This is a genomic window from Roseisolibacter sp. H3M3-2 (genome assembly GCF_029211165.1).
Classification (GTDB): Bacteria; Gemmatimonadota; Gemmatimonadetes; order Gemmatimonadales; family Gemmatimonadaceae; genus Roseisolibacter.
In genome coordinates this window covers 1-1,049 of record NZ_JARGEK010000683.1, presented here as the reverse complement: position 1 = coordinate 1,049, position 1,049 = coordinate 1, and the positions used below count along the sequence as shown (strand labels likewise).

Genomic DNA, 1,049 nt, shown 5'->3' with positions numbered 1-1,049 from the left:
GCTGGCGGCCGCGGTCGGGCCGACGACGGCCGGCCCCGCGGTGCCGCGCGCCGAGGCGGAGGCGCTGGCCGCGGCGGCGCGCGCGCTGGCGCAGGCGGGGAGCGACGTCACCGCGGCGCTCGACCAGGTGTCGCTCAGCGCGCTCGCGCTGCTGGCCGCCGAGGGGGCGTGCGTGGTGCTGCTCGAGGAGGGGCAGGGGCGCGTCGACGCCGCCGCCGGGACGCTGGCGCCGCTGCGCGGGCACCTCACCGAGCTGATGGCGCCGCCGTCGCTGTTCGCCGACGCGGTGCGCGACCGGCGCGCGATCGTGGTGAACGCCGCCACGCGCGACCCGCGCGTCGACCCGCGCTACGGCGCCGCGTTCGGGATGCGCCAGGTGATCGTCGCGCCGCTCACCATCGACGGCAGCGTGGCCGCGGTGCTGTGCGCGGTGAACTCGGCGCGCGGCGCCTTCTCCGAGCAGGACGCCGCGCTGGCGCAGCGGCTGGCCGACCACGGCGCGCTCGCGCTGCGCAACGGGCGCCTGGTGCGCGAGGCCGAGCGCACGGCGCGCCACGCGAAGCTGCTGGCCGAGGCGGCGCGCGCGCTGGCGCAGCACGTCACCCCGCACTCGTTCTTCCCCGCCCTCGGCCGCGTCGTCGACGACGCGCTCGGCGTGTGCGGCTTCCGCATCCTGCTCGTCGACCGCGGCACGCGCGACGTCGAGCACCTGTACGCGGGCGGCACGGGGCGCGCGCTCCCGGCGCCCGACGACCCGCGCTTCTGGGAGACGCTGGGCGGGCGCGTGGTGCTCTCGGGCGCGCCGCTGTTCGTCCCCGACGCCTCGGCGGCGGCGACCGCGGGGGGCGCCGAGGCCGACTACCTGGGCGCCGCGCTGGCGGCCGGCGCGCGCGGGCTGGCGTTCCTCCCGCTGGCGATGGACGGCGAGGTGCGCGGGCTGCTCGTGCTGCACTTCCCGGCGCCGCGCCCCTTCGACGCCGACGACCGCGGGCTGCTGCTCGACCTGACGGCGCAGATCGCGGTGGCGGTGCGCAACGTGTCGCTGCTCG

General features: G+C 79.6%; 1 protein-coding gene. It reads left to right on the top strand.

Features of this window, described 5'->3' with window-relative positions; translation table 11 throughout:
* Positions 1-1,049: GAF domain-containing protein (locus PYV61_RS25715; protein ID WP_275836737.1), on the top strand; the 1,049-nt coding region annotated here is incomplete at both ends.